The 27,000-nt window shown below is 58.9% G+C and carries 21 protein-coding genes and 4 pseudogenes; 17 read left to right on the top strand and 8 right to left on the bottom strand.

All coding sequences use genetic code 11. The features are described 5' to 3' along the window. Together PSJE_RS25685 and PSJE_RS25680 are read left to right on the top strand one after the other, a co-directional pair. On the top strand, positions 1–1,740 hold the full coding sequence (locus tag PSJE_RS25685; RefSeq protein ID WP_090454867.1) for an FAD-binding protein: 1,740 nt from the start codon (positions 1–3) through the stop codon (positions 1,738–1,740). After that, on the top strand, positions 1,737–2,756 hold the full coding sequence (locus PSJE_RS25680) for a zinc-dependent alcohol dehydrogenase (protein ID WP_090454868.1): 1,020 nt from the start codon (positions 1,737–1,739) through the stop codon (positions 2,754–2,756). Before PSJE_RS25685 ends, PSJE_RS25680 begins: the two co-directional genes overlap by 4 nt. Before the next feature lie 37 nt (positions 2,757–2,793). On the opposite strand, the gene PSJE_RS25675 is transcribed toward PSJE_RS25680, so the two are convergent. Together PSJE_RS25675 and PSJE_RS25670 are read right to left on the bottom strand one after the other, a co-directional pair. After that, positions 2,794–3,600: an SDR family oxidoreductase gene (locus tag PSJE_RS25675; RefSeq protein ID WP_090454869.1), complete on the bottom strand. Its 807-nt coding sequence runs from the start codon at positions 3,598–3,600 to the stop codon at positions 2,794–2,796. Positions 3,601–3,608: 8 nt separating this feature from the next. Further along, positions 3,609–4,136: a VOC family protein gene (locus tag PSJE_RS25670; RefSeq protein WP_090454870.1), complete on the bottom strand. Its 528-nt coding sequence runs from the start codon at positions 4,134–4,136 to the stop codon at positions 3,609–3,611. Between the two features lie 537 nt (positions 4,137–4,673). Between PSJE_RS25670 and PSJE_RS32085 the strand changes: the two are divergent. From PSJE_RS32085 to PSJE_RS25635, 7 genes and pseudogenes are all read left to right on the top strand, one after another. Next, positions 4,674–4,931, top strand: a pseudogene (locus PSJE_RS32085) (MerR family DNA-binding protein); the annotation flags it as partial. Positions 4,932–5,267: 336 nt separating this feature from the next. Next, positions 5,268–6,179 carry a DMT family transporter gene (locus PSJE_RS25660; RefSeq protein WP_090454871.1) on the top strand — a complete coding sequence of 304 codons (912 nt, stop codon included), beginning with the start codon at positions 5,268–5,270 and terminating at the stop codon, positions 6,177–6,179. Further along, entirely contained in the window at positions 6,176–6,949 is a 774-nt protein-coding gene (locus PSJE_RS25655) for a pirin family protein (RefSeq protein ID WP_090454872.1), read from the top strand. Before PSJE_RS25660 ends, PSJE_RS25655 begins: the two co-directional genes overlap by 4 nt. Positions 6,950–6,961: 12 nt before the next feature. Beyond that, entirely contained in the window at positions 6,962–8,050 is a 1,089-nt protein-coding gene (locus PSJE_RS25650) for a LysR family transcriptional regulator (protein WP_090454873.1), read from the top strand. A gap of 181 nt (positions 8,051–8,231) precedes the next feature. Further along, positions 8,232–9,464, top strand: coding sequence for a hypothetical protein (locus PSJE_RS25645; protein WP_090454874.1), 1,233 nt, complete (start codon positions 8,232–8,234; stop codon positions 9,462–9,464). Positions 9,465–9,471: 7 nt separating this feature from the next. Next, positions 9,472–10,254, top strand: coding sequence for an Ig-like domain-containing protein (locus PSJE_RS25640; protein WP_090457838.1), 783 nt, complete (start codon positions 9,472–9,474; stop codon positions 10,252–10,254). Positions 10,255–10,862: 608 nt separating this feature from the next. Beyond that, positions 10,863–11,459 carry a DJ-1/PfpI family protein gene (locus PSJE_RS25635; protein WP_090454875.1) on the top strand — a complete coding sequence of 199 codons (597 nt, stop codon included), beginning with the start codon at positions 10,863–10,865 and terminating at the stop codon, positions 11,457–11,459. A 157-nt stretch (positions 11,460–11,616) separates the two neighbouring features. Here the strand turns inward: PSJE_RS25635 and PSJE_RS25630 are convergent, their stop codons facing one another. Further along, entirely contained in the window at positions 11,617–12,801 is a 1,185-nt protein-coding gene (locus PSJE_RS25630) for a hypothetical protein (RefSeq protein WP_090454876.1), read from the bottom strand. Positions 12,802–13,163: 362 nt separating this feature from the next. Between PSJE_RS25630 and PSJE_RS25625 the strand changes: the two genes are divergently transcribed. The 3 genes and pseudogenes from PSJE_RS25625 to PSJE_RS25615 all read left to right on the top strand — a co-directional run bounded on the left by PSJE_RS25625 (position 13,164) and on the right by PSJE_RS25615 (position 15,357). Beyond that, positions 13,164–14,537 carry a transposase gene (locus PSJE_RS25625; RefSeq protein WP_090454877.1) on the top strand — a complete coding sequence of 458 codons (1,374 nt, stop codon included), beginning with the start codon at positions 13,164–13,166 and terminating at the stop codon, positions 14,535–14,537. 209 nt (positions 14,538–14,746) lie between these two features. Then, a pseudogene (locus tag PSJE_RS25620) lies at positions 14,747–14,941 on the top strand (transposase domain-containing protein); the annotation flags it as partial. A 47-nt stretch (positions 14,942–14,988) separates the two neighbouring features. Continuing rightward, positions 14,989–15,357, top strand: a complete 369-nt coding sequence (locus PSJE_RS25615; RefSeq protein WP_090454879.1) for a hypothetical protein — start codon at positions 14,989–14,991, stop codon at positions 15,355–15,357. Positions 15,358–15,464: 107 nt separating this feature from the next. Here PSJE_RS25615 and PSJE_RS32330 read toward each other — a convergent pair. Together PSJE_RS32330 and PSJE_RS32325 are read right to left on the bottom strand one after the other, a co-directional pair. Next, positions 15,465–15,596, bottom strand: a pseudogene (locus PSJE_RS32330) (IS30 family transposase); the annotation flags it as partial. A 322-nt stretch (positions 15,597–15,918) separates the two neighbouring features. Then, positions 15,919–16,461 (bottom strand): annotated as a pseudogene (locus tag PSJE_RS32325) (patatin-like phospholipase family protein); the annotation flags it as partial. Between the two features lie 661 nt (positions 16,462–17,122). Between PSJE_RS32325 and PSJE_RS25605 the strand changes: the two are divergent. From PSJE_RS25605 to dsdC, 3 genes are all read left to right on the top strand, one after another. Then, positions 17,123–18,463 (top strand): GntT/GntP/DsdX family permease, encoded by a 1,341-nt coding sequence (locus tag PSJE_RS25605; RefSeq protein WP_057715308.1) that lies wholly within the window; start codon positions 17,123–17,125, stop codon positions 18,461–18,463. Positions 18,464–18,506: 43 nt separating this feature from the next. Beyond that, positions 18,507–19,859 carry a D-serine ammonia-lyase gene (gene dsdA / locus PSJE_RS25600; RefSeq protein ID WP_090454880.1) on the top strand — a complete coding sequence of 451 codons (1,353 nt, stop codon included), beginning with the start codon at positions 18,507–18,509 and terminating at the stop codon, positions 19,857–19,859. A gap of 161 nt (positions 19,860–20,020) precedes the next feature. Then, entirely contained in the window at positions 20,021–20,989 is a 969-nt protein-coding gene (gene dsdC / locus PSJE_RS25595; protein ID WP_090454881.1) for a DNA-binding transcriptional regulator DsdC, read from the top strand. Between the two features lie 8 nt (positions 20,990–20,997). Here the strand turns inward: dsdC and PSJE_RS25590 are convergent, their stop codons facing one another. Next, the gene (locus PSJE_RS25590; RefSeq protein WP_090457842.1) at positions 20,998–21,615 is read right to left on the bottom strand and encodes a LysE family translocator; all 618 of its coding nucleotides are present in this window, start codon (positions 21,613–21,615) and stop codon (positions 20,998–21,000) included. Between the two features lie 184 nt (positions 21,616–21,799). On the opposite strand from PSJE_RS25590, the gene PSJE_RS25585 reads away from it, so the two are divergent. Further along, a complete protein-coding gene (locus PSJE_RS25585; RefSeq protein ID WP_090457843.1) occupies positions 21,800–22,252 on the top strand; it encodes an Lrp/AsnC family transcriptional regulator in 453 nt (150 codons plus the stop codon). Between the two features lie 138 nt (positions 22,253–22,390). Here PSJE_RS25585 and PSJE_RS25580 read toward each other — a convergent pair whose 3' ends face one another. Both PSJE_RS25580 and PSJE_RS25575 read right to left on the bottom strand, forming a co-directional pair. Then, on the bottom strand, positions 22,391–24,055 hold the full coding sequence (locus PSJE_RS25580; RefSeq protein WP_090454882.1) for a 3-(methylthio)propionyl-CoA ligase: 1,665 nt from the start codon (positions 24,053–24,055) through the stop codon (positions 22,391–22,393). A 75-nt stretch (positions 24,056–24,130) separates the two neighbouring features. Continuing rightward, a complete protein-coding gene (locus tag PSJE_RS25575) occupies positions 24,131–25,510 on the bottom strand; it encodes an NAD(P)/FAD-dependent oxidoreductase (RefSeq protein ID WP_090454883.1) in 1,380 nt (459 codons plus the stop codon). 268 nt (positions 25,511–25,778) lie between these two features. Between PSJE_RS25575 and PSJE_RS25570 the strand changes: the two genes are divergently transcribed. After that, positions 25,779–26,993, top strand: coding sequence for a 4Fe-4S binding protein (locus PSJE_RS25570; RefSeq protein ID WP_208601456.1), 1,215 nt, complete (start codon positions 25,779–25,781; stop codon positions 26,991–26,993). The last annotated feature ends 7 nt before the right edge of the window (positions 26,994–27,000 follow it).

Raw genomic sequence — 27,000 nt, 5'->3', positions numbered from 1 at the left:
ATGACCAGTAATCAGCAGGACTCGAACCGGGACGATGAGTTTGATGTGGTGATTGTCGGTTCGGGCGCCGGCGCCTTGACTGCAGCACTGCGAGCGCACGACAACGGCTTGTCGGTACTCGCGATTGAAAAGAGCGATGTCTATGGCGGTACCACGGCGGTATCCGGGGGAGGGATCTGGATTCCGTGTAACGACCAGATTGCCGCACTGGGGGGCAGCGATTCATACGACGAAGCGATCAGCTATCTGCGCGAGGTGGTTGGCGAAGATTTTGATCAGCAGCGCATCGACGCCTATCTCGACAATGGCCCGAAAATGGTTGAGTACCTGGCACGTCAGGCGCGCACGAATTTTCGCGCGGTGCCGCGCTACCCCGACTACTACCCGGACCGTAAAGGTGGCAAGCCCGGCTACCGCACCATGGAGCCGGCCCCGTTCGACGGGGCACGCCTGGGTGAACACTTCGAGCTGTTGCGGGCAGCTTCGCCGGCGACCCTGATTGGCGGACGTATCGCCATGACCCAGGTCGAGGCCCACACCATCCTTGCCAAGGAGCGCGGCTGGTTGCTGCTGACCGCCGGGCTGGCGTTGCGCTACCTGAGTGATTTTCGCTGGCGTCGCCGCAGCCGGCGAGATCGCCGCCTGACCCTAGGTAACGCCTTGGTGGCGAGCCTGCGCGCAGCCTTGGCCGAGCGAGGCATTCCCTTGTGGTTGCAAACCTCAATGCAATCATTGCAACTGGATGAGGGCCGGGTGGTTGGCATCGAAGTGCTGCGCGAGGGTCGCACTCAACGCCTGCGGGCGCGGCACGGTGTGGTGCTTGCCTGCGGCGGTTTCGAGTCGAACCAGGCGATGCGCGAACTGTATCTGCCCCAGCCCACGCAGGCCCAATGGACGGCGGCGCCGCCGATAAACCATGGCGACGGCATTCGCGCCGGGCTGGAGGCCGGCGGTGCGGTGGCGCTGATGGAACACACCTGGGGCGCTCCGACAGTGAAGGTGCCAGGGGAGTCGAGCCAGCGCGCCCTGTTTGTTGAGCGTGCGGCGCCCCGTTGCGTGATGGTCAATCGACTGGGCCAGCGCTTCGTCAATGAAGCCGCGCCCTACACGGACATCATCTATGCGATGTATGCCGACCATCAGCGCACCCAGGCCAATGCACCGGCCTGGCTGGTATTCGATGCCGAGTACCGCAAGCGCTATCCCTGCGGTGTGTTGCTGCCGGGCAGTGTGCAGCCGGACAGCAAGATCCCCGCCGGCTGGCTCGACAACGTGATCTACCGCGCCGAAACACCGGCCGAGCTGGCAACCAAGATCGGCGTCGACGTCGCCGGGCTTGAAGCCACCCTCGTGCAGATGAACCAATACGCCGCCGCTGGCGTTGATCCGCAGTTCGACAAGGGTGGCAACCTGTTCGACCGCTACTACGGTGACACCACCTGCAAACCCAACCCCTGCCTTGGCCCGATCGATCGCGCGCCGTTCTATGCCTTGCGCATCGATCCGGGCGAGCTGGGTACCAAAGGCGGACTGCGCACCGACGCCTGCGCGCGCGTGCTGCGCCCGGACGGCTCGGCCATTGCCGGTTGCTATGCGGTGGGCAACACCTCGGCTGCGCTGATGGGCAAGACCTATCCCGGCCCCGGTTCGACCATTGGCCCGGCGATGACCTTCGCCTTCATCGCCGCCGATCACATCGCCGCCGAATCGGCGTCAGCCACCAACAGGACTCAACAATGAACCATGTGATGAAACAGGTACGACTCCACGGCCCTCGAGACCTGCGGGTGGACGAAGTCCCTTTACCATCCCCGGGTGAGACAGATGTGCTGGTCGAAGTTGCCGCGTGCGGTGTTTGCGGGAGTGACCTGGGCTTCTATGAGAGCGGGGGCATTCGCCGCGATGGGGCACCGATGCCATTGGGGCATGAGTTCTCCGGGGTCATCCGCGAGGTGGGCACGGGGGTCGTCCACTACCGGCCCGGCATGCGGGTCGTGGTCAATCCCATGGCCAACGGTGCGATGATCGGCGTGGGCAGCGATGAGGGGGCGCTGGCGAACCTGGTCCGGGTGCGCAACGTAAACAGCGGCCCGATTCTGCATCAACTGCCGGCGAACCTTCCCCTGGAGGTGGCCGCCCTCGTCGAACCGCTGGCGGTGGCCTTGCACGCGGTCAATCGCTCACGGGTGACGGCCGGTGAGTCCGTGCTGGTCCTTGGCGCCGGGGCCATTGGCCTGGGCATCGTCGCGTGCCTGAAGGCCCGGGGCATCAGCCAGATCGCTGTGGCTGACCTGTCTGCCGGGCGCCTGGAGATTGCTGCCGGGCTGGGGGCGAACCTGACGCTCGATCCGACACGAGACGACCTGTGGAGCGAACTCGCACGGGCCCATGGCCGCGTGCCGACTTTCCTGGGGACGCAAGCGCCCGCGACCCAGGTGATCTTTGAGTGTTCAGGGGTGAGTGGCGTGCTGCACGAGGCCATCGCCAGGGCCCGGGATGCCGCCCGCATCACCGTGGCAAGTGTCTACAAGCAACCGCAGGCTTTTGACTTCTCGATCCTGCAGGTCAAGGAACTCGAACTGATCGGCACCCTGTGTTATCCGACGGAGTTCGCGCAGGCACTGGAACTGCTGGCATCCGGCGCATTCGATCCGGAGTCCATGATCAGCCACCGTTTCTCGCTCGATGACGTCGCGCAGGCTTATAAAACGGCGGCTGACCCACAGCGGTCGGCCAAAGTCATCATCAAGCCCTGAACCGTCGCACGGCCGGCAATGCCAGCCGTGCTGTTTATCAGAGGTGCCGGGCCGGGCCTGCGGGTGCAGTGGCCGCCGCATAGATCTCGGAAATAGAGGGATTGCGCCGAAGCGTCTGTCCACCGCTGACATGAATGACCTGACCGGTCACGAAGCTGGACTCGTTGCTGGCCAGCCAGAGTGCCGCATCGGCCACGTCGGCGGAAACACCACTGCGCCCGAGGGGAATTTCGCGGTGATAGAGGGCAGCGATAGACGGGTTCAGCAGCCCGCCACCCGACATCGGCGCATCGGCAACACCACCGGGGGCAATGGAGTTGGCCCGGATCCCGTGCTGACCGAATTCGTGAGCGATGCAACGGATGACGTGGTCGATGCCGGCCTTGGTGCCCATGTACGCGGCGTGGTTGTCGAACATGATGCTGGCTGTGACCGACGAGATCTGGATGATTGATCCCCCCGTCGGCATATGACGCAGCAGCGCCTGAAAGTACTGGAACGGGCCGGTGAATTGCACCGCGTTCATTTTCTCCAGGTCTTCGCGGCTGTGTTCCAGGAACGGCTTCAAGAGCCCCCAGCCCGTGGCATTGACGCCGATGTCCAGGCCGTTCAGGCACTGCTTGCTCTGCGCCACCAGATCGTCGACCTCGGCCTGCGAGGTGATATCGCACGCCAGCCAAGGCACCCCGAGTGACTGTGCAACCGCCGCCACTGCATCGGCGCGGCGCCCTGAAACCAGCACGCGCGCCCCTTGTTCGACATAACGTCGAGCCACGGCTTCGCCGACGTTGCCAGGTGCCACACCCAGCACCAATGCCGCTTTACCTTCAAGTCGTTTCGACATGCTGTCCCTTACGCCCCCACATCAATAATGTGAACCGGATCCGTGCCATCCCAGTGCCTGGCGGCTTCAATGCCCTGCTGGATCAACTCGCGCATCCCAATCCCATGGATGATTTCGTAAAGCACTCCAGGCTCCGAATGGTTTTCCAGATAGGCCACGCGGGTCGTTGGATTGCTGGCTTCAAAAACAATCTGCAACCCGGTCGCAGTCAATCGCACAAGGGTCTGGTCGAAGTCGTCGACGACCCAGGCGATATGGTGCATGCCCCGGATTGGATGGCCTTCAGCATCTCGATAGGGCGACTTCGCATCGTTGGTCACCTGGATCAGCTCGATCTGGATATCCCCTTGATACGCAAGCCCGACATCGATCGTGACAGTGACCGGCTCACCTCGATACTTGCCTTGGAGGCTGACGTTGCGAAAGAGCGTCCAGGGCCCGACACCGAGATGCTGTCGCCAGCGTTCCATGCTTTGTTCCAGGCTCTCGACCAGATAACCGATCTGACTGATCGGACCAAGCAATGCACTGCTCATGACGCCTCCTTGGGAGTGATGTCATTGGGAAAAGGCTACTGACGAAGGTTCAGCCCGGGGTTGGGCTCTGTGACGCCAGTGGTGGTTATGGCACAAAAATCAAATTGTGCGTCAAGCATAATGGCACAAAATTGTTTATGTGTGTCACGCCGATCGAGGGAGTAGGGTGAGCCTTTCGCCGACGTCTCGCTGGAGGACGGAATGATTTGCCATGCAAGCAACAGCCCTGCTCGTGGGCGCGAATGAGTTGGCTATGTTGTTCGCGGGGAACCGAAATCGAGATTGCACTCTTGATTCGGCGTAGGCCCCGGCACTGGACAGACATTCGAGACGAGCTTGATAGACGGCTCTCGGAGAAAAAGGCTTGAGCCATAGCTCGTGTAGCAGAAGTGGGCTTCTGGCCGATTTCTGCCTGTCACCAAGGGTAGCAACCGACCCATTGCAGGCACTCCCCAACGACTGTGATCGGGACAAGGCTACCTGCCGAAAACGGCACCAAATGCGGACCGACCGATCGACACCCGGTGCTATCTACCGGAGCAGGTCAAACGGTTGCGCTTCATCAAGAGGGCGCAGGCGCTGGGATTCACGCTGGATGAGGTGGGCGCACTGCTGACTCTTGATGCGGCCTGCACTTGTCGCGAGACTCGAGCACTGGCCGTGCGCAAACTGGCCCTGATCGAGCAAAAGATGGCCGACCTTGCCGCAATTCGGCAGGTGCTGGGCGGACTGGAGCAGGAGTGCGATGCAGGCGACGGCGGGGCCGCTTGCCCTATCATCGATGTGCTGGAGAGAGTCGCCTTTTTGCCAGTGATCCCACATCAGTTTTTTCTGGCTTTCGGTGTAATAGATCCGAGGTCTCTGCTTCATCTGCAACACTCCTTCTGCTTACACAGAATTTAGTTGTGTTGCATCGACCGGTTGAATCCACAACCCATTGCAGACATTCATGGCAAGCAATTATTAGCCGACTGCGTGCGTGTACTACTGTCGACCTGGCCAAAGTGACAAGGTCAAGCGGGCTACGTCGATTCCCCACTCAGCGTGAAAGGTGAAGTTCCAAGGGGCCTCTAGATCGGCAGCAACCTGGTGTCCAGACTGAGCAGGACATCAACGAGGAGCCTTCATCTCATGAACCTGTCTCGACTCTGGCCCCTGCTGCTGGGCAGCGGTATCACGCTCGGCCTCGGTACTCCTATCGCGAAGGTAGCGGCGCACCACGGCGTGGGTGCACTTTCTTTCGCACTATGGCCCACGCTGGCAGCCGGCCTGCTGCTCGGTGCGATCGGGCTGTTTCGGCAAGGACGTCCTGCCGACCTGCCGCGCCTGGTGCGCTTCGGCAGCGTCGCCGGCCTGTTCGGCCACGCGTTGCCGATGTCCGCAGTGTTCTGGTTGTCTTCGCACGCCGGCGCCGGTTTCGCATCTTTTTCGCTGGCGTTGCCACCGGTGTTCACGCTGCTGTTGACCTTGCTGCTGGGGCTCGAGCGGTTTGCGCTACGCCGCGGGGTCGCCGTCGGGCTCGGCCTGTCCGGGGCACTGCTGATGCTCGCCGGCCGCGGTGGTTCCTTCGAGGCCACGCCCGCGCTGCTGGCCATGGCGCTGGCCATTCCCGTCACAATCGGCGCAACTAATATCTACCGCGCGCGTCACATGCCGTCCGACGTCAGCGGCGAGTGGTTGTCGTCGATGACGCTGCTGGCTTCGTCGTCGATGCTTGCAATTGCAGCCCTTGCCCTGGACTCCATCGTGCCACCGCTGACAATCCCGGCCCTCGCCTGGCTGGCGCTGCAGACCGCTGTGCTCATTGTTGGCTACCTTTTCTACTTCGCGCTGCAACGGCGGGCCGAACCGGTGACCTTCAGCTTCATCGGCTACGTGATGATGCTGCCTGGGGTGACGATCGGAACCTTTGCCTTCGGCGAGCGACTGCCGTGGACGGTGTGGCCCGCGGCCGCACTGGTGCTCGCTGCGCTGCTTCTGCTGCAGCGGCCGGCACGCGCCATGCCAATTGCGGTCCACCGTGACCAGGGGGCGTCGGTATGAATCTCTTCGAGATCCGCCGCAGCGCAGAGCGCGGCACGATGCGCACCGACTGGCTCGACGCGCGCTTCAGCTTCAGCTTCGACAACTATGTCGATCCGCATCGCATGCGCTTCGGCCCGCTGTTGGCGCTCAACGACGACCGCGTGCAGCCGGGTACCGGCTTCCCGATGCACCCGCACCACGACCTCGAAATCGTCATGCTGCCGCGCAGCGGCGCCGTCGAGCATCGCGACAACCAGGGCCGCGAGATGTTGGTACATCCCGGCGAATTGCAGTGGATGCGCGCTGGAAGCGGCATCCGCCATCGGCAGTGGAACATCTCATCGCACGAGGTCGACCACCATTTCCAGCTCTGGTTCGCGCCGTCTACCACTGGTCTTGAGCCAGCCGTCGAACGGCTCGCGTACCAGACGCCCACACCCGGCGCCTGGCGCACCCTCGTTTCGCCGCAGCCGCAGGACGGTGCGCTGGACATTGGCGTCGACGTGGTGCTCGCCCTTGGCCGCGCCGAACCGGGCCAGACGCTCGAGATACCGGCACGAATCACGGGCGGTCTCTACCTGCACTTGATGCAGGGGCGCATCGAAGTGCACGGCACCGGCCTCGGCCGCGTCGTCCTCCAGGACGGCGACGCAATCGTGTTCTTCAACGGCGCGCCTCAGTTGCAGCTGCAGACGTCGGCGTCGGCCGAACTCCTGCGTTTCGACACGGCAGCGGTCGACCCGCGAACCGGCCTGATCGCGTCCCCATCCCTCCATTCGAGCATTTGAAGGAGCCCGGTCATGCCCCGCATCGTCGTCCTCTACTGGTCCTGGCGGCACGCTCACGGCTCAACAGCGCTCGCGGGCACGCAATTGCAAGGCCACCACATGGTGCTGCCAGTCATGCTGGCGTTCGCCCTCGACTACACTTTCATCATCGTGTCGATGCAATGGCAAGGCATGTGGTGGCGGAGCACTTACCGCGAGAGATTCATGGACAGACACTTGGCTCTGCAATGCTTCTGTCGCGTTGTCGAGACGGGCGGGTTCGCCGCGGCGGCACGCGATCTCGACTACTCGCCATCGATGGTGAACAAGTACATCGTGCATCTCGAGGAGTGGACAGGCAGCCGCTTGCTCGCTCGTACCACGCGACGCATGCAGCTTACCGAGGCTGGTGAGCAATTCTACGCGTACTGCCGACGCGTGCTGGACGACACCGAATCTACGCTGGGTGAGATCCGCGCGGCCCGCGGCGAGCTTTCCGGCCGGCTGGTGCTGGCGGTGCCGGTGTCGCTCACACTGGCCTTCCTCAACGACCATCTGCACGCCTTTCAGGCGGCGTATCCGGGCATCGAGCTCGAGCTGAGGCTGTCGGATCGGCCAGTCGATCTGGTGCGCGACGGCATCGACGTAGCGCTGCGCGGCCAGGCGCAGCTCGATGATTCCTCGCTGATCGCGGTGCCGCTGATGGTGATAGAGCGTGCCGTGGCTGCAGCACCGGACTACTGGCGCCAATATGGCAAACCCGAACATCCGTCGGGACTGGCGTGCCACAACTGCCTGCCTTATTTGCTCGGTAGCGACGCCACACGCTGGCATTTCGACGGGCCTGGCGGTTCACAGATTGTGGAGATTCGCGGCAACTTCCGCGCGGACAATAGCCTGATGCTGATCGACGCGATGCTGCGAGGCGTGGGCGTGGGATTGGTTCCCCGCGTGATGATGCGCACCGAAATCACCGAGGGTCGGCTGGAGGTCGCGCTGGAGGATTGGCGTGCCGAGCCGCGCAAGATGTTCGCCATCTACCCGAGTCGTGAGCACCTGCCGGAACGGGTGCGCACGCTGTTGCACTTCCTGAAAGAGCGGTTAGACGCGGCGGGCGGTTGAGCGCGTCCTCTCGCTGCAACCGGCCCAGCGCCAACTCGCGTGTCACCACAACCATCGACGCTCTCTTTTGGTTACCAGGTACCCATATCGGTTCTCTGCATAGACACCAGATGAAAATCCACCTGCCTGAGTATTTCCCACGTGGTTTCAGGCGCCACTTCACCCCTATAGGAGTTTTGATATGTACTCGAAGATGCTCGTCGCCGTCGCATCCGCTGTGCTAGCCACCGCAACCTTCGCTGCCGGTGTGAAGTCTGTATCGCGGCTCGCATTCGGCCCCGAAAACATTCTGTTTGTTGCCGACTGGAAAGGTGCCCAAGTGCATGCGCTGGCGTTGTCTGCACCTGTGCCCAGAAAGGGCGAAGGGACCTTCAACATCGTGGACCTGGAGACGTTGCTGTCCAAGTCACTGGGCGCCGGCAAGGTCAAGGTTGAAGACATGGCAGCGCGCCCGGGCTCGGGCGAGGTTTACCTGGCAGTGAGTGTCGGGGCGAACAAGACGCCGGCGCTTGTCGCGGTCACTGCCGACCAGAAGGTTCGCAAGCTCAACCTTGCGAGCATGAAGTCGACTACGGTGACGCTGAAGAACCCAAACAACTCCAAGGTTGAGTTCTGGAAGGAAACACCGGAGCGCAGCTTCACCGTCACGGACATGAAATGGAATAACGGCGAGTTGTTCGTTGCGGGTTTGTCAAACCAGGACTTCGCGTCGACGCTGCGTCGCATTCCGTACCCGTTCACCGACAAACAAACGATGACGTCGGTGGAGATCTACCACACCACGCATAATCAGATTGAAACGCGCGCACCCATTCGCGCGCTATCGTTCGCCACACTCGGCGGAAAGCCTTACGTCGTCGCCGCCTATGTTTGCACGCCGCTCGTGACTATCCCGCTCGAGGACCTGAAGGACGGTGCGCACATCAGGGGCAAAGCTATCGCAGAACTGGGCTACGGCAACACGCCCGCGGACATGATCTCGTACAGCGCCAAGGACGCGAGCGGCAAGCCACAAGACATGCTGATGCTGCTGAACTACCACCGCTCGGGCAACATCATCCCGGTCAACGAAATCCAAGCTGCGAATGAGAAGCCTGGCATTGACAAGCCCGTTCCTGCCGGTGAAATCATTGGCGTGCAGGAGACTCCGGCACCGTTGGTGGGGGCCACCCGTATCGACAACCTCGACGACCAGTTCTTCATCGTCGTGCGCCGTGCGCTGGAGACTGATGCCCTGCAGTTGGTGTCGTTCGACAAAGCCATGTTGTTCCGGCTAACCGATTTCGTTTCCGAGTACGACTTTCCGCAATACCGCTACAACAACGTCGAGTTCCAGCTCAAGAACTTCAAGCCTGCCCATGACATCCTGATGAAGCAGGAAGGGTTCCCCGAACTCATCGGCACGCATGAGTGAGGTCGGTATGACGAATGCGTTGCGCACTTTGTGCGCGTTGGCCCTGTGGACTGCGGTCGGTGCTCAGGCGGTCGCGGCTCAACTAGTGCCTGTTACCGTTCAACCGTCCGGACCGGAGGTGCCAGCGAACCTGCTGCGCATCTCCCTGGTGTTCGCGCAGCCGGTTGGCGAGCAGGTCCTGCCTCGGTTGGAACTGCGTCAGGCCAACGGTAATGTTATCGACAAGCCATTCTTCGAGCAGGAGCTTTGGTCCCCCAGCGGCAAGATCTTGACCGTGCTTCTGCATCCTGGGCGGGTGAAGAGCGGGCTTATCGCCCATGACACCGTCGGACCTGTGCTCCACGCCGACGGAGTGGTGGTGTTGATGTTGGACGGTCAGGAAATCAAGCGCTGGAAGGTGGGTTCGGACGACTACGATGGTCCGCGCCCGTCTGGCTGGAACGTCGGAAGCGTGCATGCAGGCACACGCGAGCCGCTGGTGGTGGAGTTGGACGCGCCCATCGACGGTCGAGATGTCGACTACCTTGCAGTTGCGAGCTCTAGTAATCGCCGAATCCAGGGGCGTGCTCGGCTGGAAGTCGGCGAGAAAAAATGGACCTTTACGCCCGATACTCTCTGGGTTGATTCGCAGTACACGCTGGCGGTCTTCGGCAACCTTGAGGATCCTTCCGGCAACCGATTGAACGGACACTTCGAGTCGCCCGGGGCAGCGCCTGAGCCGGCTGCTGCCGATGTCTACATCCCTTTAGCGATTAATCGAGCGCTGGAGACGCGCAACCGGCGCCCTTAGCGGGCGGTCAGAGCAGTTGCTACACATTGCGCGAAACGACCAATCATTTTTTACACTGCTCTAAAAGCAGAACCCGCAGGACGATTGAGCGCGCCGGCGGCGCGCGTTACGGCCTGAGCGTCAGATCAGATTCTGCAAAATCCGCAAGGAAAAGCGGGGCTACTTCCAGTAGTGGCATCCCGTGGCTGTGGTCGTAAAGGCCTGAAATGGCATCGACGCCATCAGGAACCATTGAGGACATGACACTTATGCAACAACTCATGATTTCGGACGTCGGCGGCTGCGAAAACCTGACCGTAGTGAATGTGCTGATACTTGCTGCCATCTGCCACGACCTTCGGATTCGTCTAACGGCGATCCTTAAATCGTGTAACGCCTCACTGTCTGTCTCTGCTTCCAGACGACTACGTGCATGGAACAGAACGACCTCAAGGCCGAGAATTTCTTTTATGTAGGTGTTGATGAAGATCTTTATTGGTTGTCGGTGATGCAGATTGTTACTGCCATATTGCGGTAATGAGTCAGAGTGTATCCATGACAATTTTTTGAATGAATTGGTTGTTCGATTTTACGATGGGCCACAAGATTTCTCTGGTACGAGGCTCACAATGCACATCGCCATCCTTACCTTCGAAGGTTTCAACGAACTCGATTCGCTCATCTCGTTCGGCATCCTCAACCGAGTTCAACAATCTGGTTGGCGAGTGTCTATCGCCAGCCCCACGGACAAGGTGCTGTCGATGAACGGCCTGATGATCGAGGCGCAGATGTCGTTGGAGGACGCATGCGGTGCGGACGCGGTGCTGGTGGGTAGTGGGAAAATGACCCGGGACGTCGTCGCGAATGCCGCGCTGATGGCTCGCCTGAAGCTTGATCCTGCGCGCCAACTCCTGGGTGCCCAGTGCTCGGGCGCACTCATACTTGCAAAGCTGGGCCTGCTGGACGACGTACCGGCCTGCACGGATCTGATCACCAAACCATGGGTTGAGGAGGCCGGCGTGGTGGTGCTCAATCAACCGTTCGTGGCCAAGGGCAATCTCGCAACCGCTGGCGGGTGCTTGTCGTCGCCGTATCTGGCTGCCTGGTTCATCTCGCGTCTTGCAGGTGAGGAGGCCGCACGCAGTGCGCTTCATTACGTTGCCCCAGTGGGGGAGAAGGACATTTACATAACGCATGCGATGGCGAACATTGCGCAGTTTCTTTAAGGCGAGCAATGGCCGCTAGTGGCCGGTTTCTGCCTGTCACGAAGGGCCGCAGTCGACCCATAGCTGCCCGCCTATGTCTAGGGAGACAGGGGAAATTAACTTCCTGGTGGCCTAACTTTAAGGCTTGGAGGTGTCTACAAAACCAAGCAGATAAACGTCATGGAAGCGATAGTTCTCCAAGCCACGTGCAACTTTTCCCGACGTTACTGTCCGGTCTCGAACCAAAAATCCAGATCGCACCATTCTTCCTTTGCGTCAGGAAGAGCGCAGCCGGCCGGCCTTCATGGCAATCGGGTAATGGTACGGACAGAACTGTCACATCACCATTATTTGCGTCGAGCCGAAAAACCAGAATCTGCGCTTCGATAGAACACACGACCAGAAGGTCGCCATTTTCCAAAACCATTTGCCCTTGATAGCAGGATGTCCATGTCCCATTCGCCTGCTGCAATACGGAGCGAGGAAGCTCCTTGCGCCAGGAGATAGCGCCGTCGAGGGAGAGTTTTGTGATTTCCAGCGGTTTCGCGCTCAGCAGATCATACCAACTCGATAGTACATAAAACGCAGTTCGTGACTTTACCATCGCAACCGTTCCTGAACCGCTTCCAGAATGGCTGTTGATGTTTGTTCTAATAGTTTGCCAACCGACCACGCGTCCTGTCCGGTTAACAGTCCGGACATCCACATTGTCCCAGTATTTTTTGTTGTTGTCCTCGCGCCTACCTGCAATGGTGGCCGCTACGATTTGGTCACCTACTGCTGAAACAGCCACCCCTTTTCCGAGTCCTAACCTTCGTTGCCACAAGAGCATGCCCTGAGTCGAAACGGCCGCCAGCCAATTTTCGGCACCGTCACGGCCGGCGACGACCAATTCGCCTGAATCAAGCATGGTCACACTCTGAATAAAACGAAACCGGAACGAGTGAAAAGAGTATTCCGCAACGATTCGTCCCTGTGGGTCGAGCTTTCCGAGATAGGCATCTGCCATCGTTCCGCCGGGGACGTACATTCGCCTGTTTGCTAGACCGGCAAGCCAAAGAGTCTCAGCGGGGCCCTGCACAATTTTCAAGGCCTGCCCTTGAGTTGCTAGTTCAATGATAGGTCCAGGACCTGCTTCGCTGGGCCGCAAGAGAATCGATTGCGATACCCCTTTATTTCCTAACGCGACTATTGAACCGCTGGCGTCGAGCGAGATTCCTCGAATAGCAAGAGCGTCTTGCGTGTCTCTCCCTCCAGGAATGGTTTCTGACCAGAATATTCTCAGTGCTGCACTTCCGGCAGCGGCTTGTTCGAGAGGAATTCCGATCAATAGAAACGCTGTGAAGGATATTAGCTTCGCCATGAAATAACAGGGCTCCTGCAAGGCTTGGTTCCAAAGTCGCGAGGAATATCCGCGCGTCTTCTAAACCCTTTAAAGTGCGGTACCGTGCAATTTTCGACACCTCATGCGAAGTGATAACGCCTTCACAGAACGGAGGCCCATTCGGCTCAATCAATTCCGGAAGTAAACCAAGCATAGTTCCTCTTTTCCATCGCTCCGTCCACCAACAGCTTTTGGCCGATTTCTGCCTGTCGCCAACGTCAGCTTCGGGTCGTTTTCAGCCGGTCACCACAGGCAGAAAACGGCCGATTCTGTTGAAAAAGTAGCTCCCCTGTCTGGCCTGCGGCAAAATTGCTTCATTGGCCGGCGGGGGATCACACAGCATGATGGGACAGTTATCGAGTGGGCAGGAGCGACTGTTTTACTCGTTCAACCTTGACGATCACATCCCAGCCAATCACCTTCTGCGCAGCATTGATCGGTGTCTCGATCTGAGTGATTTGCGCCATCACCTCGCCGACTTCTACAGCCCGATTGGGCGCCCGTCGATTGATCCTGAATTGATGATCCGCATGTTGATCGTGGGCTATTGCTACGGCATACGCTCAGAGCGGCGGTTGTGCGAAGAGGCCCATTTGAACTTGGCGTATCGCTGGTTCTGCCGATTGAGCCTTGAAGATGAAGTCCCCAATCACTCGACCTTTTCCAAAAACCGACACGGCCGTTTTCGGGACAGCGATCTGTTTCGCTGGCTGTTCAATGAAGTGCTGCGTCGTTGCATGGACGCCGGTCTGGTCAAGGGCGAAGGCTTTGCCGTGGACGCCAGCATCATCAAAGCGGATGCGAGTCGGCAGCGCGGTGTACCGGGTGATGAACCGGTCAACTGGAGCGATCCGGCCCTGAGCACCCGCGCCGTGCGTGAGTATCTTGAGGCACTCGATGAAGAGGCTCTGGCCGAAACGCTACCGAAGCGTCTATCGCTGACTGATCCTCAAGCCCGCTGGACCGCAGCTCCAGGTGGCCCAGCGTTCTACGCTTACTCCACGAATTATCTGATCGATACCGAGCACGGCGTGATCATGGATGTGGAACCCACACCGGCTCATCGAACCGCAGAAGTCGAGAGCACCAAGACGATGATCGATCGCGTTGAGGCGCAGTTCGACATCAAGCCGGAACGCCTCATTGGCGATACCGCTTACGGTACCGCGCCGATGCTGGCCTGGATGGTGGAGGAAAAAGACATCGAGCCGCATGTGCCGGTGTGGGACAAAACCGAACGCAAGAACGACAGTTTTTCGAGCAACGATTTCCGCTGGAATGAAGAGACTGAGGAATACTGCTGCCCGGCTGGCAATGCATTACGTAGCGAATGGCGAGCCTTCAAGAACGAGCGTTCGCACATCACCAAAGCCAACACCATCATCTTCCGATCCAGACAGACTGACTGCGCGACGTGTCCGATGAAAGCCAAGTGCTGCCCGAACACGTCGTTTCGCAAGATCGCTCGCAGCGTTCATGAAGCCGCTCGTGACGTGGCTCGACGCATCGCGGCGACGCCGGAGTACGTGCGCTCTCGCCACGAACGTAAGAAGGTCGAAATGTTGTTCGCCCACCTCAAGCGCATCCTGAAATTGGATCGCTTGAGACTACGTGGCATGAGCGGCGCGACCGATGAGTTCACACTGGCGGCTGCGGTACAGAACCTGCGTCGACTGGCCAAATTTACATCTCAAGGTCCGCCTGCCCCGGGATAGGTGCGCCTGCACTAAGCCAAAAACCTCAAATTAACCCAATAACAAAGCAACAATGGTCAACGAAGGGCCGAGAAACCACTCAATGTGGTGAGTAGGTTCTCTGGTGGTGGCCGTGCCTGAGTTCAGGTGATCTGAAAATCCGACTTTTTCAACAGAATCGGCCAGAAGCAGACGTTCGATCCAAAGCTGCTTTCGAGCAGAAGCAAACGTCGCTAAGCAACGGCCAGCGAGCCGCTGCTATGCTGGGTCGAATCCCGTCAGCACGGCTCAACGGGCATGGTTCGTATGCTTTTTTGAAGAACGTGCTCAGGTGTCTGCCGACGCAGCAGGCAAATGACATTACCGAGCTGCTGCCGCATAACATAAATGGACGCCTGATTAACATACGCAGGGATGGTAGGTAGACGCTTACAGACAGTACAAACCAAGGACTATCTCAGGACTACCTGGCATGGGCGATTCTTTCTGGAGCAGGTTCGGCCTCGAACTGATACTCATGACGTTCAGCGTATTTTTTTGCTATGCGATGTACCACACGCATGTGACCTATCAGCGTCGCAACAAAAAACAAATCGACGAAGCGTTTCGCAAAGCCATGGCGCAGCACGGTATTGAAAATGTGGAAATCCGACAGGATCACACAATGTTAGGGGCCCGTGGCAAAGTCGGGAAAAGGCTGTTCGATGTCCACAGGATTCTTCACTGCCCGCCGGATCGCTGGTTTGTCTACATCCATGTCGAGGACACAAATCCAGTGCTTATGCCGATTTCAGAGCAGCGAGCAATGGCTTCCCTCAACAGCCAGGGGGGAATTGAATAGGCAGATGACGACGTTGGCTCCCTGTTCAGGAGGTACCGAAAGTACACCTTGGCGAGCGGCTGCGTTGAACTGCAGCCCTTCGCGACGGGCAGAAATCGGCTGTGGACTCAACCGATCGACGCAACAGATTGGCTCAATCGTTCAGCGGGTGTTTCGTAGTTCAGAGTTTTCCGAGGGCGGTGATTTATGCCACGGATAGCCCTTCGCGCCGAGTTGAAAGGCGTAATCGAATAAACGCTTCATGTACTCGCCATCGAATTTCTTATTGCGCGGAAAGTAAAAGTCGGAGCCAATGTACGCAAGATTGAAATCCGCTCCATCCTGCTGCGCCATACGGTAAATTCGCTCCAGGTCGCTGATCCCCTGAGTTTGAATCAATGCACTGATGGCTCGACCGCCGATGCTCAATGTACGGCGTTTCGTCCCGGACCACTGCGGCTCCAGTGTCCCATTACGAATGACATAGAAATGCCGTTCGAGTCGCAAAGGTGCTCCGGTGGCTCTGTTCAGCGCCATCTTTGTGCCTGGTGGGTAAAGGAACACCTGAGTGATTACCCCACCGTCCACGTGCATTTCCTGAAACTGTTTGCCGTCAACGTCTACATCGATCATGACGGGTGAGACGGCGCCGGGAATACTCATCGACGCGATCATGATGTTGCGGAAGAGGTCGAGCGCTCCCGGTGCTTCGCTTGCGGCAATAGTGCCCATGTTCCAAGTGACTGGCCGCCCTGAGTCAAGGTCGGTTGTGCCGATCAGCAGGATTCGCCCTTTGGCGTATTCCGATGCAATCGCCGCAAGAATTTCCGCGGTGATGTACTTTGTGATGAGCCGCGACAGTGGCTTGCTGTCCGCTATACCGTCGCTGGCAAGACGGGTCAGCACGTTTCGCGAATGAAAAACGTCTTTTGGACCGATGGCGTTGGCGATATACCGAATGACTTCGTCGTACTCGGATCCCAGGTAAGCGAACGGGGCGACCAGGGCGCCCGCGCTAATGCCCGTGACGACCTTGAACATGGGGCGAGTCCCATGCGTGGTCCACCCCGTAATGAGTCCTGCTGCGAATGTGCCTGCGTCACCGCCTCCCGAAACTGCCAGCATATTTGCCAGCGGCAGGATGTTGTTCGGTTTCCCTGCCTTGGCGAGAGCCTCGCTCTCGCGTTTGTTGCCCTCAGTTGCATCCTGAATGAACAGAGTCAGGTCGTGGTCCAACCAATAGCGAGCATTGGGAATGCCAGGGATGACCGCTTTTTCCGTTAACGTTTGCGGCACAGCATCACGGCGTGGCAAGCCCCCTTGCAGGAACATGTTCAGCGTCGAGGCGCCAGGTCTGAGCGCGAATGGTTTCAAAACGCCTCCTCCGGCCCCTGCAGTCGACAGCAAGCGCGCGCTCATCGTACTCGAGAAAGTCCTTACCCATGGTGCCCGAGATGTCTGCACTCCAGCCGACTGCGACACATCATTCGAACGCCAGCCAGCTCATTTTGCGCTCCTTGACATGATAAAAAAACTCATTGGCCCCGTGCTTCAGGTTCACTTGGCCTGCGAGGCTTGCTTCCAGGCTTTGATAGCCTCCAGTCCCTTGTAGATATGGCTCGAACTTTCATCACTTCACGCCATGCACTCACCATAGATGACCTCATGTCATCCATCCCTTGAAAATCCATCCTTTGTCAGGTCCCTGTGTTGCGCTCTCTAATGCCGAAAAGCTGAGTGACCAAGATCACTTGTTTCAACAATAAAAGCTCTTTCAGGAGATTGTATGCACAGTGGTCCCACTCTATTGGTGGTGTTGTTTTCCGCCATCATTCTGATCGTTTTTCTAATCGTCAAAGTGCGTGTCCACGCATTCCTGGCCTTGACCGCAGCGAGCTTTGTGGTGGGCATCGGTTCAGGCATGCCACTGGCGCAAATGGCCTCTTCCTATGAAAAAGGTGTCGGTGGAACACTCGGATTCCTGGCAACGATCATTGGCCTTGGCGGCATACTCGGCAAGATGCTGGAAGAATCCGGTGGCGCGGAGCGCATTGCCCAGACGCTATTGAGCACCCTGGGTAAAGAGCGTGCCTCATGGGCCATGATGCTAGTAGGGTTTATCGCGGGCATCCCGGTGTTCTTCGAGGTTGGATTCGTTCTGCTGATTCCCCTGATCTATGTGGTCGCCAAAGAGACCCGGATCAACCTTCTATACCTGGGCGTGCCCTTGGCCGTGTCGCTGATGGCGGTTCATTGCATGTTGCCCCCGCACCCTGCCGCGATGGCCATCACTGGGCTGCTGGGCGCCGATGTCGGCAAGGTCATTGTGTATGGCCTCATTATCGCGCTGCCTACCGCCATCATCGCCGGGCCGCTGTGGATCAAGCTGGTCTGCAAGAGTGAAGCGCCCGACACTCAAGAAGCTTTTCTGGACGAACATTGCGTTGACAGCGCGACCCGGGACTTGCCAGGCCTTGGCTTGACACTGCTGACCATCCTGCTGCCACTGCTGCTGATGGTCGGTAAAAGTTTTGCGGCCGGACTGCCCCATGACTCCGGGCTCTTCAGCATCGTTTCGTTCCTGGGCACGCCGCTGATAGCACTGTCCATTGCTGTGGTGTTCGCTTACTGGGCGCTGGGTTTGCGCCGCGGCTTATCAATGCCTGACTTGCTCGCGCACACTCAGAAGAGCTTTCCTCCGCTGGCCAGCATTCTGCTGATCATCGGTGCCGGTGGGGCATTCAACGGCATCCTGGTCGACAGCGGCGTAGGTAACGCGCTGTCTGGCTCGTTGACGCAATTGAATATGAATCCCATCGTCCTGGCGTGGTTGGTGGCAGGGCTGATGCACTTCGCCGTCGGTTCAGCAACGGTGGCAATGATCAGCGCCGCCGGCATGGTGATGCCGATGCTGAGCGCTCATCCCACCGTGAGTAAGGAAATTATCTGCATTGCCATCGGTGCCGGCGCCATTGGTTGGACCCATGTGACGGACTCGGCCTTCTGGGTGGTCAAGGAGTACCTGGGAGTCTCGCTCGCCGAAGCACTGAAGAAATTCACCTCGGCCACCGTACTGGCTTCATTGATCGCGCTGGGGCTGACCCTGCTGCTGTCGCAATTCGTTTGATTCAACCCGTATTTTCCGCCTGATTGTTTAAAGGGACCACGCCATGATTTTGGGCAAGACACTTGAAAGCTGGTACGCCAGTTATCCTTTGATTCGCGATCTGGTCGCGCTGCAAGAAACCACTTGGTTCAACCCTGCCGTGGCCCCGGTCGCGGAATCGATTGGCGATGTGGGGTTGACGGCCGCAGACGTCGCCGATGCCAGCGCGCGACTGACGCGTTTTGCTTCTTACCTGCGGCGCGCGTTTCCGGAGACGGAGTGCAGTGGCGGCATTATCGAATCGGACATTCTGCCCGTACCACACCTGCAGCAATTGCTCGGCGAGCGCTACGGTCAGGCGTTGCAAGGGGCGCTGTGGCTCAAGCGGGACAGCCATCTGCCGATTTCGGGCTCCATCAAGGCGCGCGGTGGTATCTATGAAGTGCTCAAGCATGCCGAAGACCTGGCGTTGGCCGCGAATCTGCTGACGCTTGATGACGACTACGCGGTGCTGGACAGCGATAAGGCGCGTGCCTTTTTCGGCCAATACAAAATAGCCGTTGGCTCGACCGGCAACCTTGGCATGTCCATCGGCATCATGGGGGCGGCATTGGGTTTCCAGGTGACCGTGCATATGTCGGCGGATGCGCGGCAATGGAAGAAGGACAAGTTACGTTCACACGGCGTTACCGTTATTGAGTACTCCTCCGATTACAGCGTGGCCGTCTCGCAAGGCCGTCAACAAGCGGAGTCAGATCCAGCCTGCCATTTTGTGGACGATGAAAACTCGGTCAACCTGTTCCTGGGCTACTCGGTGGCTGCCGAGCGCCTGAAAAAGCAATTGGCAGCGGCTGGCATCACCGTGGATGCGCAACATCCATTGTTTGTTTATCTGCCCTGTGGGGTGGGTGGCGCGCCTGGCGGTGTGGCCTTCGGCCTGAAGCTAGCCTTTGGCGACGCTGTCCATTGCATCTTCGCCGAGCCCACACACTCGCCATGCATGATGCTGGGCGTCTATACCGGCCTGCACGACGAAGTGAGCGTGCAAGACTTCGGCATCGACAACGTGACGGCTGCGGACGGCCTGGCCGTCGGACGCGCTTCAGGTTTTGTCGGCAAGGCCATGCAGCGCTTGCTTGATGGTTTCTACACGGTCAGCGACGAGGAAATGTACAGTTTGCTGGCACTGATGGAGCGCAGCGAAGGTGTGCGCCTCGAGCCATCCGCGCTCGCCGGCGTGCCCGGCATTGCCAGAGTCCAGGCCGACCAGCAGGGCTACCTGGCTCGTGCGCGCCTGGACCGTCAGGCCATAGTGCAAGCCACCCATCTGGTTTGGGCAACGGGCGGCAATATGGTGCCTTGCGACGAGATGGAAGCTTATCTGGCCAAGGGCCGTGAATTGCTCGCCAAAGGTTAATCTGGTCTGAATGGACCCGAATTGCCTGGACTCGACAGAGTTCTCGCTGATTTAAGCCTGAACCGAATGTGGCAAGATCAACGTCTTGCCACATCCGTTACGTTTGCCCGCTGGAAATGCGTACAACGCAAGGCGGCTTTTGGGTTTGAGGGAAAACTGTCGTGCTTAACCTTCCTCCACGTATCAGCTCCAGGCTCAACAGCAGCCAGTTCGCGAACCTTCACACCTTTTTGGTTGCCGCTCGTCATCTGAGCTTCGCCCGTGCGGCAGAGGAGCTGTGTTTGACCGCAAGCGCCGTGAGCCACCGCATAAGTCGTCTGGAAACCGCCTTATCCATGAAGCTGTTCCAGCGCCTGACCCGGCAGGTCAGCCTGACCGACGAAGGCGAGCGTATCTTCGAAATACTCCAGAATGCGATGGGAGAATTGTCCGAGGCACTCGAGCAATCGACACAGGCGGAAATTGCCGGCTCGATCGCGCTCTATGTCAGGCCTTCCATTGCCCAATGCTGGCTGGTTCCCAGGCTGGCGGATTTTATCGAGCGATATCCCTTGGTGTCATTGGACCTGCGGGTAGGCAATGACAATGTCGACTTTCGAACCCGTAAAATCGACTTGGCCCTGTACTACGCCAATGGCGAGTTTCCCGGGTTGACGAGCCATCGGTTGATGCGCGAGCGGCTGGCCCCGGTGTGTAGTCCCGAGTATGCGCGACGCCATCGCCTGGAGGAGAACCCGGACAACTTAAGGAACTGCACAATCTTGCATGACTCCCTGGCGTGGGATCATGCGGCCTATGATGCCGAGTGGACGCTTTGGGCAGAGCAACACAACATGCTCGCGGCACTTCCCAAACGTAGCTTGACCTTCGATCGCTCTGATTTATGTGTGACCGCAGCCATGAACCACGCCGGCATTGCGATTGGCCGTCAGCAGCTTGTGCAGAAGCGGGTTGATCGCGGCGAGCTCGTCCTGCCGCTCGCTGAGTTCAGCCGCTCAGGCCACTACGATTACTATCTGGTTCACCCGTCGCTCGGCACTATCCCTAAGCGATTGCTGGTTTTCATGAACTGGCTACGAGAATGCGCACATCAATCATCGCCTCTGGATGAGAACGACGACCTGTCCTGATGAGGCAATCAAGCCGGCATCTGTTCGGTAAACAGCGTCACGGCGATGATGATCATGATCGCTCCGGAGAAACGACTGACCAACTGAGCGGCGGCTGGGCGTGCCTTTAGAACAACCTGTGAGCCAAAACCGACCAGGAGATAAATAACGCCACAACTGACGGTGTGGACAAGCCCGAGCGCAATCATCTGCGTCGGTACAGGCCAGGGGGCAGTGGCATCGGCAAACTGGGGCAAGAGCGCCAGGAACAACAGGAACACTTTCGGATTCAAGCCGCTGACGCAAAGCCCCTTGAGCGCCCAGCGCAACCATGAGCCTGACGCCTGAACTTCATCGGTGTGGGGTGTGGAGGGACGGATGAGCATGTTGATGCCCAACCAAAGCAGGTAACCCGCCCCGGCCACCGTCAGCACTGACATGACCCCAGGATGGTTGGCGACCAGGGTGCCGACACCGGCGGCTACCACCAATGTGGCAATCAGGTGGCCGGATAGCAGTCCGCCCACAGCCGGTATGACGACGCGATGCTTCATGCCAGCGGATATCGCGTAGGCCCAATCCGCTCCGGGCGTAACGACGAACAGAAACGACACCGCCCAGAAGGCAACAAAGACATTGAAGGTCATGGCGTCACCCACGCCCGTTCATTAATCATCGCGTTATTCATCATCCCGCCTCTCATAGGCCGCCCCTCTTGTTTCCTGAAGAGGAGTACGGCTGTTAATGGATGGGGGAAGATTAATGAATTTTTGTTAGAATTAACTTTCAAAGGTGGTCGTATTTTTGTCGCAATGAGGGAGATTGTTCTACGTGGACAGAACTGACCGGAAGATTCTTGCCGAGCTGCAAAAGGATGGCCGTCTTTCGGTCACTGAACTTGCCGAACGCGTCGGCTTGAGCCTTTCACCCTGTCATCGGCGAGTGCGGGCACTGGAGGACTCCGGTGTATTGCTGGGCTACCGTGCGCAGCTTGATCCCGGTGCACTGGGCCTGAATTTTTCCGCAATGGTATTTGCCACGCTCCGCGAGGGTGACCGGCAAGCCGTCGAGGCGTTCGAGGCGGCGCTCATTGAAATACCTCAGGTGGTCGATGCCCAAAGGTTGTTTGGGGAGCCGGACTACCTGCTGCACGTCATTGCCCAGGACTTGCCCGCCTTTCAAAGGCTTTACGATGAGAGCCTCTCGACATTGCCTAATGTGCAACGGCTCACCTCGACCCTGGTCATGAAGCGGGTCATTCAAGACAGACCGCTACCTTTGTGATCGGCGCGGCACATCTTCTGTTTATTTCAGGATTTTGTGGGGGGAGGCTGCTTCTGACCGGTTCTGTTGAAAAAGTGGTTCCCCTGTCTGTCAGTGCTGTTTTGGAGGTGCTTCTCGGGCATGCGAAAAATGGGTAGCTCAAGACTGAATGTGTTTTTTTGGCGAGCCTGATAGTGCCGTGTAGTAGTCCTGGAACTGCTCACGCAGCTTGATTTTTTGTAGCTTGCCGGTTGCCGTATGCGGCAGCGCCTCAACGAAGACCACATTGTCCGGCAACCACCATTTCGCTACACGGGCCTCTAGAAAACTCAGCAGTTCTTCCTTGCTGGCGATCTTGCCCGGTTTCAGGACGACGACCAGCAGAGGTCGTTCCTGCCACTTGGGATGAGGAATACCGATCACGGCGGCCTCCGCCACCGCAGCGTGACCCATTGCGGCGTTTTCCAGATCGATCGAAGAAATCCACTCACCACCGGACTTGATGACATCCTTGGCCCGGTCGGTAATGTGCAGGTAGTTATCCGGGTCGATGCTGGCGATATCGCCGGTGTCGAACCAACCGGCGTCATCGAGGATCGGCCCACCTTCTGCGCGATAGTACTGACTGGCAATCCAGGGTCCCTTGACCAGCAGGTGGCCAGAAGCCTTGCCGTCACGGGGAAGCTCGGCGCCTGTGGTATCGATGATTTTCATCGACACCCCAAACAACGACCGTCCCTGACTGGCCTGCAAATCAAGTCGTTCTTCCAGCGTTGCATCGCGGTGCTTTGGTAGCAGGTGGCAGACGGTGCCCAACGGCGACATCTCGGTCATGCCCCAAGCGTGAAGGACCCGTGCATCAAAACGCCTTTCGAAGGTCTCGACCACGGTCCGCGGCGCGGCGGCGCCACCAATTACAACCCGGTTGAGCTGCAGATCCATCGCCGGGTTCAACGCATGGGCCTCGACGAATTGCTGCAATGCCATCCAGACCGTGGGTACGCCAAGCGCCAGGGTGACCCCCTCGTCATCCATCAATTGGTAGAGACTCTGACCATCGAGTTGCGCACCTGGAAGGACCAACTTCGCCCCACACATCGCCGCCGCATAAGGCATGCCCCAGGCGTTGACGTGGAACATCGGCACCACCAACAGCGCCGAATCCGCCGAGGACAGGCCGAAGCCGTCCTGGGTGCATAACGCCAGGGAGTGCAGGATCGAAGAACGATGGGAGTACAGCACACCTTTTGGATTTCCGGTGGTACCCGAGGTGTAGCACAACGATGAGGCGACCCGTTCATCGAGTATCGGCCAGATAAACTGTTCGCTCTGCTCTTGAATCAGTTCCTCATAGCACAACAGGTTGGGCACTCCGATGACCGGCATGCGGCTGCGATCAGTCAGGGCGATGAAGGCTTTGACGGACTTCATTCGGGGGGCCAGTTGCTCGACCAGTGTGGCGAACGACAGATCAAAGAACAGGTACTGATCCTCGGCGTGGTTGGCGATGAACTCAATCTGCTCAGGGAACAGCCGCGGGTTGATGGTATGCAGGACAGCGCCCATGCCCGACACGCCGAAGTACATCTCCATGTGCCGGTAGCCATTCCAGGCCAGCGTGGCGATCCGGTCGCCGGGCTGCACACCCAGAGTGGTCAGGGCATTGGCCAATTGCTTGGCTCGGCGGCCGATATCGGCATAGCTGCAGTGATGCGTCGATTCTTCGCCAGTGCGCGAGGCGATCTGGCTCTGTGGGTGTGCCTGCAGCGCATGCTCCAGGACCGAGGAAATCAACAGGGGTTGATCTTGCATTAAGCCCAGCATGGCAGCGTGCTCCATTGGGTTCTTGTAATTTAGCGACCTGCCCGTCGGGGCGGGCAGGTGTGAGGGGGGGTGTTATCAGGCGTCTGCCATGGCGAGGAGCCTGGCCTGTACCTTTGCTGGCAAGTCATTGCCGAACAGTGCACTGATCGGTTGCACCAGGTTGTACACGTCGGCCAGCAGGGCATGCACTTCGGCGTCTTCGACGCTGAGCATGTCCAACCCCTGCATGTATTGATAGACCTGTTCCAGATTGGCCGGCTTGTCGCCCTGGGTACCCGAATACATGATGAAGTCGCTCATCGCCGCGAGGGTCCAGGGGTTGTTGATCAACTCGACAGCCCGAGGGAAGAACTCGCGAGCAAGTCCATCCAGAGAGCTGCCTGCAGCGGTACGAGCATCCAGCAGTTCGTTCAGGGCGCGCAGGGTGGTGGCATGCGCGCTCATACCCTGGCCATAAACCGGGTTGACGCTGCAGATGGCATCACCGATGACCAGGTAGCCCTCCGGGAAACGTTCGAGTTTTTCATAGTGGCGCAGCACCGCGGACGGGAAGCGCATGTGATACAGATCATCCACGCGCTCGGCATGCTTGAGCATCTCGTAAAGGTCCGGGTTGTACAGATTGCGCGCGAACTCCACGAAGCCTTCTGCGTCTTGCGGAGGATAGTCGGGTGCGCGCCCCTGGAGGCTGATATGCCAGGTGTCATTCTCGATGTGGTGCATCATGGCGGCGCCCTTGGTATCCGGGATCACCGAATAAAAGGCATGGATCTGATGCGAGTCGGCGATGCCGGCCGGAATGCGGAATTTGGTAGTGGTGTAGGCCAGGTCGCAACCGATATGGGTCTCCAGTGGTGCGCTGTAGCCAAGGTCGGCCAACCATTTTGGAGCCCGGCTGCCACGGCCGCCAGCGTCGACGACAAGGTCGGCATCCAGGCTCTGCGTGCCCGCAGAGGTCTGCACCACCACACCGGTCACTCTGCCGTTTTCGTGTTGCAACGCGGTCGCTGTACAACCTGGCATGGCTACGATGTTCGAGCTCTCCAGGGTGAACTTGCGGATATTGAACTCCAGCAGGTTGCGGCTCTGAGCGAGGATCAGTTGGTCGAGATCACGAGGGGCCTGAATGCTCCCGCTCTGCGAATAACCGGTACCCCAAGGCGTGTGATAAAGCAGATCGACCCCGACGCGGACAGGGGTGGAGCCGAGCTCAAGCATGCGCGCGGTGAAGTCTGGATACAGTTCGTTGAGCATCAGCAGGCCGCCACGCAGCAGGATGTGATAATGGTTCGACTGCGGCGTCATCTTGCGCGGCCCCGGGGCATCGGAGAACGGGTCACGCTCGATCAGGGTGACCTTGTCGAATCGGTGCGATAGCAGTTTTGCAGTCATCAGCCCTACGACGCTTGCGCCGATGATGATTGCGTGCCGGCCCAGTTTCTCATTCGCTTGCATCTCGATTCTCCAGCAAAGGTATTGGTTGTCCCGGCGCGCTATGCGTGAAGGCAGTCGGGGGAATTCACGACCGACACTCTGCTGCCCCCGGTCCAACCCGTCCCATCCTTCAGTCGGAGTAAAAACCGGATATTCGCTGACTCATCCAAATGGAGTAGGGACCGGGTCCCCAACCTGATGAGGCGGCTGTGCAAGACCCGACGCGCCGGGCGCGTGTGACCGAATCATCTGAATGGAGGATGCCGGACTACTCGAGCGACCGACGAGAATGCGGCGGTCATCGAACTTCCTCAAAGGCATGTCCATGAGCGCCCAGTACATCCGTCAACACCTGATCGATCCGGCCATGTGCACCCGCTGCAACACCTGCGAATCCAGTTGCCCGATCGAAGCCATCACCCACGACAGCAACAACTATGTGGTCAAGGCCGACTTGTGCAACGGTTGCCTGGAATGCACCTGGGGCTGCCCAACGGGTGCCATCGACAGCTGGCGTCTGGTTCCTGACAGCGAGGCCTATAGCCTCGACGATCAGTTCGGCTGGAGCAGTCTGCCGGCGCAATTGGAGGTGGAAGCCGGCGCGGTGATTGGCGGCGCCCCCGATCCGGCAGCGGCGTTGCAGCCATCTGCTCCGCACTCCGCTGCGACACCTGCCGAGGCGCTGTTCACTCAAGAAAATCCTGCTCTGGCCACCATTACCGTCAATCGTCGACTGACCGGCGATGGTACCGGTAGCGATATTCACCATTTGGTACTCGACTTTGGCGACCAGCATTTTCCGGTGCTGGAAGGGCAGAACATTGCCATTGTGCCGCCGGGGGTCGATGAGCAGGGGCGCCCGCATGTGCCGCGCTATTACTCCATTGCCAGTGCCCGCAGCGGCGAGGTGCTTGGCAACGATCTCGCACTGACGGTCAAGCGTGTCGTCGCGGATCACACCGGCCAACCGGTGCGGGGAGTGGGTTCCAACCACTTGTGCGACCTCGCTCGGGGCGATCAGGTGAAAGTACTTGGCCCCTTCGGTGGCACTTACCTGATGCCCAATCATGCCGGCAGTCACTTGCTGATGATTTGCACCGGCACCGGCATTGCACCGATGCGAGCCATGCTCGAACAGCGTCACCGCGTGCCGGTGTCCGGCGCACGCCTGATTCTGTTCTATGGCGGTCGGACCCCCAAGGAAATGGCCTATCACGACGACCTGGTGAACTTTGGTGTGCCGGGGCTGGAATTGCACCTGGCTTACTCGCGGATGAACGACAGGCCCAAAGAGTACGTCCAGGATTGCCTGCGTACACAGGGCGACGAAATCGCCGGCCTGCTTCGTGATCCTGAATGTCATCTCTATGTCTGCGGCTTGAAGAGCATGGAGGAGGGGATTGTCCAGGCCCTGATCGACATCTGCAGCCGCCATGGGATGGACTGGAGCAGCGTCCGCCAGCAACTGCGTGAGCAGGGTCGGGTTCATTTCGAGACTTACTGATCGGGAG

The organism is Pseudomonas jessenii, assembly GCF_002236115.1.
In the GTDB taxonomy this organism is placed as follows: domain Bacteria; phylum Pseudomonadota; class Gammaproteobacteria; order Pseudomonadales; family Pseudomonadaceae; genus Aquipseudomonas; species Aquipseudomonas jessenii.
The sequence above is the reverse complement of the archived record's forward strand: the minus strand, read 5'-3'. Positions and strand labels throughout refer to the sequence as shown.